The sequence below is a fragment of the Methylorubrum podarium genome (assembly GCF_022179745.1).
In the GTDB taxonomy this organism is placed as follows: domain Bacteria; phylum Pseudomonadota; class Alphaproteobacteria; order Rhizobiales; family Beijerinckiaceae; genus Methylobacterium; species Methylobacterium podarium.
This window is the reverse complement of the sequence record NZ_BPRD01000331.1, coordinates 1-7,268: the sequence shown is the minus strand read 5'-3', so window position 1 is coordinate 7,268 and position 7,268 is coordinate 1. Positions and strand designations below refer to the sequence as shown.

6 protein-coding genes are annotated in these 7,268 nt (G+C 70.6%); 5 read left to right on the top strand and 1 reads right to left on the bottom strand.

Going from position 1 to position 7,268, the window contains the following annotated elements; genetic code table 11:
- Positions 1–104 precede the first annotated feature (104 nt).
- From MFF42_RS16405 to MFF42_RS16385, 5 genes are all read left to right on the top strand, one after another.
- On the top strand, positions 105–1,304 hold the full coding sequence (locus tag MFF42_RS16405) for a divergent polysaccharide deacetylase family protein (protein WP_238256703.1): 1,200 nt from the start codon (positions 105–107) through the stop codon (positions 1,302–1,304).
- Between the two features lie 325 nt (positions 1,305–1,629).
- On the top strand, positions 1,630–3,318 hold the full coding sequence (locus MFF42_RS16400; protein ID WP_238256702.1) for a methyl-accepting chemotaxis protein: 1,689 nt from the start codon (positions 1,630–1,632) through the stop codon (positions 3,316–3,318).
- 142 nt (positions 3,319–3,460) lie between these two features.
- Positions 3,461–4,030 carry an RNA pyrophosphohydrolase gene (locus MFF42_RS16395; protein ID WP_238256701.1) on the top strand — a complete coding sequence of 190 codons (570 nt, stop codon included), beginning with the start codon at positions 3,461–3,463 and terminating at the stop codon, positions 4,028–4,030.
- A gap of 27 nt (positions 4,031–4,057) precedes the next feature.
- Positions 4,058–4,714, top strand: a complete 657-nt coding sequence (locus tag MFF42_RS16390) for a DUF2939 domain-containing protein (protein ID WP_238256700.1) — start codon at positions 4,058–4,060, stop codon at positions 4,712–4,714.
- Positions 4,715–4,808: 94 nt separating this feature from the next.
- Complete coding sequence (locus MFF42_RS16385; RefSeq protein WP_238256699.1) at positions 4,809–6,731, top strand: potassium transporter Kup; 1,923 nt, start codon at positions 4,809–4,811, stop codon at positions 6,729–6,731.
- A 6-nt stretch (positions 6,732–6,737) separates the two neighbouring features.
- Here MFF42_RS16385 and MFF42_RS16380 read toward each other — a convergent pair whose 3' ends face one another.
- The gene (locus tag MFF42_RS16380; RefSeq protein ID WP_238256698.1) at positions 6,738–7,043 is read right to left on the bottom strand and encodes a hypothetical protein; all 306 of its coding nucleotides are present in this window, start codon (positions 7,041–7,043) and stop codon (positions 6,738–6,740) included.
- Positions 7,044–7,268 lie beyond the last annotated feature (225 nt).

The window sequence follows — 7,268 nt, the reverse complement described above, 5'->3', positions numbered from 1 at the left end:
CGAGAAACGGCCCGCAATCCCGGTCTGAACCGGTATTGCGGGCCGTTTCTCGTTGAAGGCCGCGCCCGGTCGTCCGAACATGCGCCAACAGGGCGGGACGGCGGGTGAGCGACGCGGCCGACGACATCCTGACGAAGCCCCTCGGGGTGGCGGACAAGGCGGCCCGCCCGCGATTCGCCCTGCGCTCCTCCGCGGGCGCGGCGGCCGGCATCGGCGGCTTGGCGCTCGCCCTGCTGGCGGGAGGCGTCGCGCTGACCGGCGATCCCCGCGGCGGCGAACCCCGCGCGCAGGCGGTCATCGAGATCCGCGAGGCCCCGGCGCCCCGCGCGGCCGAGGCCGCGCCGGCCGCCCCGAAAGGCCCGGCCCAGTCCGCGAGCGAGGTCGAGCAGGCCTCCGGCGTCACCGTCTTCCGCCCCGACGGTTCGAGCGCGCCCGACGCGCCGGTGATCATCCGCGTCCCGAACGCCGCCCAGGTGAAGCTCGCGCCCGCGCCCGACCCGCGCCTGACCGAGCGCGGGCGCCACGGTCCCCTGCCCCGCCTCGGCGAGGGCCGGCTGCGGCCGCTCGACGTCTATGCCCGTCCGGAGGAGCCCGGCACCGGGCCGCGCATCGCCGTCCTCGTCTCCGGTCTCGGCATCGGCGAGAACGCCACCCTCGGCGCCATCGCCCGGCTCCCGGCGGCGGTGAGCCTCGCGCTCTCGCCCTACGGCGGCGACCTGGAGAAGACCGCCGCCCGCGCCCGCGAGGCCGGACACGAAATCCTGCTCCAGCTGCCGATGGAGCCGTTCGACTATCCCGACAGCGATCCCGGTCCCCAGACGCTCCTGGCCTCCGGCCGGCCGGCCGAGAATCTCGACCGGGCGGCCTGGGCGATGAGCCGGTTTTCCGGGTTCGTCGGCGCCGTGAACTTCATGGGCGCCAAGCTGATGAGCGAGGCCGCGGCCCTGGAGCCGGTGCTGAAGGATCTCGCCGCCCGCGGGCTCGGCTTCGTCGATGACGGCGCGGCCGCCGGCTCGCAGGTCGCGAGCGTCGGGGCGAAGACCAAGCTGCCGACCGCCCGCGCCGAGATCGTGCTCGACGCCGTCGCCCGGCCCGACGCCATCGACGCCGAACTCGCCCGCCTGGAGACGCTGGCCCGGCAGAAGAGCCTCGTGCTCGCCTCCGCCAGCGCCTCGCCGCTGACGATCGACCGCCTGTCCCGCTGGTCGCGCGATCTCGAGGCGCGGGGCATCCGGCTCGTGCCGGTCAGCACGATCCTGCGCCGCGCCGGCGGCGTTGCCAAGCTGTCGAGTGCCGCGCCGTAGACCGCCGCCCCGAATGCCGGCCGGCGATCGAGCGGCGACGACCGGACCTCGATCATCCGAACCCGTGGGAACGTGCGTCCGAGCGCGCCGTCGAGCCTCGGCGGCGCGAGGCTTCTCGGCGCCGCAGGATACCGCTTGCTGCGCCAATCGCAGAGAAAACTGATCTTTTGACAGTTTTTATCGCGCGAAGAAGCGCAAATTGATTTTAATCCGCTGCTGGCGAGCGAAATTCGATGAGAGGTTTGTGATCCGGTAAGCGTTTTCGGGAAATGGTTCCGGCACTCGCTCAACAAATCCGCGCGAGCCAGTCCTGTCGGAGTCCTCCGTGTCGCTCCAAACTCTTCCCATTCGCAGCAAGCTGATCGCGTCGTTCACTGTGCTGACGATCCTTCTCGTCGGCCTGGGCGTACTCGGTGTCTTTGGAACTCAGACGATGCGCGACCAAGCGCTCGACATCGAGCGCAATTGGCTCCCCAGCGTGCGCGTCCTCGGTGAAATCGATACCGCGGCGGCACGGATGAACACCGTGATGCTGCGGCACACGCAGGCGACCGACCCGCAGATGGTCGCGTCGATGGACAAGGACTTCGAGCGCTTCGGCAAGCTGATCGACGACAAGCGGGCGGCCTACGAGCGCCTGATCGCGAATGCCCAGGAGCGCGCGCTCTACGACGCCTACGTCCGGGATGCCGCCGCGTTCGAGACCGAGCGGAAGATCGTGATGGACCTGTCGCGTCAGGGCCGGAAGGCGGAAGCCTTCAGCTATTACGAGGCGAAGGGTCTCCTGCCGCGTCGGGCGATGTCGACGTCGCTGGAGAAGCTGGTCGCCTTCAACAACGAGGGCGCCAGCCAGGCGATGAAGGATGGCGAGGTCATGTTCGAGCGGGTGCGGACGATCGGTCTCGCCGTCCTCGCCCTCGGCCTCATCCTCTCGGTCGTGCTCGCCGTCCTGATCATCCGCGGCGTGACCAGCGGCATCGCTTCCGTGGTCCGGCCGATGCAGGCGCTGGCCGCCGGTGACCTCTCGGTCACGATCCCGCATCAGGGTCAGCGGACCGAGATCGGGACCATCGCGGACGCGGTGCAGATCTTCAAGGACGGCCTGCTCCGGATGCGCAGCCTCGAAGAGGAGAGCGCCGCGGCCCGCGCCGGAGCGGAGGCGCAGCGCAAGGCGGCGATGCGCGAGATGGCCGAGCGGTTCGAGGGCGCCGTCGGCGGCGTCGTCAGCCTCGTCTCGTCCGCCGCCTCTCAGTTGCAGGCCTCGGCGCACGGCATGACCGGTGCCGCGACCCGGACCGCCGGCCAGTCGGTCAGCGTGGCGGCGGCGGCCGAGGAGGCGGCCACCAACGTCAACACCGTGGCGGCGGCGGCCGAGGAGCTGGGCGCCTCGGTGCAGGAGATCAGCCGGCAGGTCAGCGGCTCGTCGAGCCTCGCCCAGGCCGCGGTGGGTGAGGCCGCGCAGACGGAAGCCCATGTCCGCGCGCTGAGCGCGGCGGTCGCCAAGATCGGCGACGTCGTCACCATGATCACCACGATCGCCGGCCAGACCAACCTGCTCGCGCTCAACGCCACCATCGAGGCGGCCCGGGCGGGCGAGGCCGGCCGCGGCTTCGCGGTGGTCGCCGCCGAGGTCAAGGAACTCGCCAACCAGACGGCGCGGGCGACCGAGGAGATCTCCGGCCAGATCGGACGCATCCAGGAGACCACGGGCCACGCGGTCTCGGCCATCGGCAGCATCACCGGGCGCATCGAGGAGATCAGCTCGGTCGCGGCCTCGATCGCCGCGGCGGTCGAGCAGCAGGGCGCCGCGACGCAGGAGATTGTCCGCAACGTCGCCCAGGCGGCGATGGGCGCGGGCGAGGTGACCAGCAACATCGCCGGTGTGGCGCAGGCCGCCGAGGAGGCCGGGGCGACCGCCGCCCAGGTGCTCGCCGCCTCCTCCGAGCTGTCGCGCCAGTCCGAGCATCTCAGCAGCGAGGTCGGCCGCTTCCTGGCGAACGTGCGCGCCGCCTGAACCGAGTACGGAACGGCGAGGAGAGAGCGGGCGCAGCCGTTGGCTGCGCCCGCTCTCGTTTTACGGCCTCAGATGGGTAGCAGGTCGGCGTTGCCCGCACCGGTTCGGCCACCTATGGTCGCGCCGCCAGCAAGAGCCCGCGATGCCCCGCCCCGACGACCTCCTGCGCCTGCCCGAGGGCAGCGCGCTGCCCTACCGCCCCTGCGTGGGCGTCGCCCTGTTCAACCGCGACGGCCGCGTCTTCATCGGGCGGCGCAAGCGCGAGGCCGGCCCCGAGCATGTCGACGGCGATCGCGCGTGGCAGATGCCGCAGGGCGGGATCGACGAGGGGGAAGAGCCCCTGGCCGCGGCCCTGCGCGAGCTTCACGAGGAGACCAACGTGCCGGCCGACGCCGTCACGCTGCTCGGCGAGACGCGGGACTGGCTCGCCTACGACCTTCCGCCGGCGGTCATGAAGCAGGCGTGGAAGGGCCGCTATCGCGGCCAGCGCCAGAAATGGTTCGCCTTCGGCCTCACCGGAAGCGAATCGGTGATCGACGTGGACGCCCCCGGCGGCGGGCGCCACAAGCCCGAATTCGATGCGTGGCGCTGGGAACGGCTGGAGGCCCTGCCGGATCTCATCATCACGTTCAAGCGGCCGGTCTACGAGGGCGTCGTCGCGGCCTTCTCCGGCCTGACGAACTGGCACGGCGCCGAGGGCGATCCGGCATGATGCATCCGCGCATCCGCGGCTGATCCGATGCGGTGGTGGCTCATTCCCCTTCTCGCCGTGTTGGCTTGGTTTGCCTACACGCTGACGCCGTTCTGGTCGCTCTACGGCTTCGCCGCGGCGGTGCAGGCGGGCGACGCCGCGGCGGTGGAGCAGCGGGTCAATTTCCGCACGCTGCGCCTGTCGCTCGCCCGGCAGATCAGCGCGGCCGTCAAGGCCGACAGCAACGCCCTCGATCCGCGCGAGCGTCAGCGCATCGCCGACGCGGCGGCGGCGGTGGCGCTTCCGGTGATGGAATCGGCGCTGACGCCCCAGGCCGTGATCGATCTCCTCGACGACGGCTGGCCGCAGGGCGCCGACCTCGCCGCGCCGGCCAACCGGCATGAGCGGCGCGACGGGCTGCGCATCCCCGATCTCGGGCGGCTGCTGCGCTACTATCTGTCCTCCGACATGCGCGGCTTCCGCTCCGTGGTGATCTCGGTGCCGCCCGATCATCCCCGCCACGAGCAGTTCCGCATCCGCCTGCGCCTGCGCGACTGGGGCTGGCGTCTCGTCGATATCGAGCTGTCCGACGACCTGCGCCGTCGCATCGCCGAGAAGGCCTCCGCGGCCGCGGCCCGGCTGCGCGACGGGCGGTCCGACTCGGACAAGGCGCAGCCGGAGCCGGCCGTCCCCCACGGGCCCTGACAGGACCGAACAATTCTCAAAGAGCGGCTCTGGACGCCGGTCACGCTTCTCATAGCTGAGCCGCCACGACCGGCCCCGCTTTCGGAGCGCTGCCTTGAGCCAGGACGCCGCACACTCATCCGAAGCCGATGCGTCGGGCTCCGGCCGGCGGCTCGGCGCGGGGCTCCTCATCGCCACCCTCGGCGTCGTCTACGGCGATATCGGCACGAGCCCGCTCTACGCCCTCAAGGAGGCGGTGCGCGCCGCGAGCCCGGGAGGCGAACCCTCCGCGGCCGCGGTGACGGGTGCCGTCTCGCTGATCCTGTGGGCGCTGATCCTCGTCGTCTCGCTGAAATACGCGGTGCTGATCCTGCGCGCCGACAACCGCGGCGAGGGCGGCATCGTGGCGATGCTGGCGCTGCTCGGCGCCCGCCACGCGCAGCCCGGCTCGCGGCAGGCGCTTCTGCTGGTCGTCGGCCTCGTCGGCGCCGCCCTGCTCTACGGCGACGGGGCGATCACGCCGGCGATCTCGGTGCTCTCGGCCGTCGAGGGGCTGCGGGTCGATGCCCCCGCCCTCGACCGCTTCATCGTGCCGATCGCGCTGGCGATCCTCGTCGCGCTCTTCCTCGTGCAGCGCCGGGGCGCCGCCTTCATCGGAAAAATCTTCGGGCCGGTGATGCTGGTCTGGTTCCTCGTCCTGGCGGCGCTCGGCCTCGGCGGGATCGTGCAGGCGCCGCAGATCCTGACGGCGATCAATCCGCTGCGCGCGGTCGAGTTCACGGCCCATGCCGGCCTGCATGTCGGCTTCACGATGCTGGGCGCGGCCTTCCTCGCGGTCACCGGCGGCGAGGCAATGTACGCCGATCTCGGCCATTTCGGCGCGCGGGCGATCCGCATCGCGTGGTTCGTCCTCGTCCTGCCGGCGCTGGTGATCCACTATTTTGGGCAGGGCGCGATTCTGCTGGTCGATCCCTCCGCCGCCGAGAACCCGTTCTACCGCCTCGCCCCTTCCTACGCGCATTACCCGCTGATCGGGCTGGCGACCCTCGCCGCGGTCATCGCCTCGCAGGCGGTGATCTCGGGCGTGTTCTCGCTGACCCGGCAATCGATCCAGCTCGGCTTCCTGCCGCCGCTGCGCATCGTCCACACCGCCTCGGACGAGAGCGGCCAGATCTACGTGCCGCTCGTGAACTGGCTGCTCGCCGCCGCGACGCTCGCGGCGGTGCTGATCTTCCGCTCCTCCGACGCGCTGGCCGGGGCCTACGGCATCGCCGTGTCGCTGCTGATGGCGATCACGACCCTGCTCGCCGGCCTCGTCGCCCGCAAATGGGGCTTCGGCCTGCCGCTCGTGCTCGCGGTCAACGGCTTCTTCCTCGTGATCGACCTGATCTTTCTCTCGGCCAACAGCGTGAAGCTGTTCGAGGGCGGCTGGTTTCCGCTGCTGCTGGCGGGCGTCATCGCCTTCCTGATGCTGACATGGCTCAAGGGCAACGGCTGCCTGGAGCAGGCGCGCATGGCGCTGCGCCAGCCGGAGACGCAGTTCCTCGAAGGGCTGCGCCGGGACGCGCCGACGACCCTGCCTGGCTCGGCCGCCTTCCTCTCCTCGGCGACCGAGGGCATCCCGCTGCCGATGATGCGCTTCGTCGAGCGCCTCGGCGCGCTGCACGCCCGCGTGCTGATCGTGACCGCCCTGTTCGAGGAGAGCCCGACGGTGCCGCGGGAGGAGCGTGCCCGCGTCATCGAGATCACCCCCGACATCCGCCGCGTGGTGCTGCGCTACGGCTTCATGCAATCGGCCTCGATCCCCGAGGGGCTGGATTGCGCCGTCCATGCCGGCCTCCTGCCGAAGGAGTTCACCGAGGATCTCACCGTCTTCGTCGGCCACGAGACGATCATCCCCGTTTCCGACCAGCGCGGCATGTCGGACTGGCGCGAGGCGGTCTTCGCGGTGATGCAGAACAACGCCGAGCGCACCGGCGCCCATTTCTGTGTGCCGGCCCGGCAGGTGATCGAGATCGGCACCGAGATCGAGATCTGAGGGCGGCTACTCCTCCGCCGGCCCCTTGCCGGTCATCCGAAGCTGCGAGGCGACGCATTCGCGCACCGCGTCCTCGATCTTGGCCTTCTGCGCATTGGAATAGCCTGCCACCTCGTCGATGCATTTGACGAAGTAGCCCGCGGTGAAGCTTTCGTTGACCGACACGAACGACTTGCCGAAGCGGGTCGCGAGCTGGAGGCGCTCCAGGGCCGAGCTCTGCCGCCACGCCTCCAGCGTGTCGGTCATCGACAGGGCGCTGGCGGCGCCGGGCACGAGGGCCATGGCGAGGAACAGGGCAAAGAAGCAGCGCATCGTGCAAAATCCTCCCGAGTGCTTTTTCTGGTTTTCCCGCACAGAACGTCCAGACATTCCTTGTCGACGCGACAGTCGAAAGGGCGAGTCCGAATGATCTTGCCAGATAAACGCTTCGGAACGGGCGAACAGCCGAACTCTCAGTCTGTGCTTCTTATTTTGCTCTGAGCCGGCGCCCCCTGATCACTTCGGCTCCTCCTGCGTCATTGCGAGGCGAAGCCGTGG

What these genes read in the sequence shown, in the direction of transcription:
- MFF42_RS16395 (WP_238256701.1), top strand. Translation starts at nt 3,461, where the DNA reads ATGCCCCGCCCCGACGACCTCCTGCGCCTGCCCGAGGGCAGCGCGCTG.
- MFF42_RS16390 (WP_238256700.1), top strand. Translation starts at nt 4,058, where the DNA reads ATGCGGTGGTGGCTCATTCCCCTTCTCGCCGTGTTGGCTTGGTTTGCC.
- MFF42_RS16380 (WP_238256698.1), bottom strand. Translation starts at nt 7,043, where the DNA reads ATGCGCTGCTTCTTTGCCCTGTTCCTCGCCATGGCCCTCGTGCCCGGC.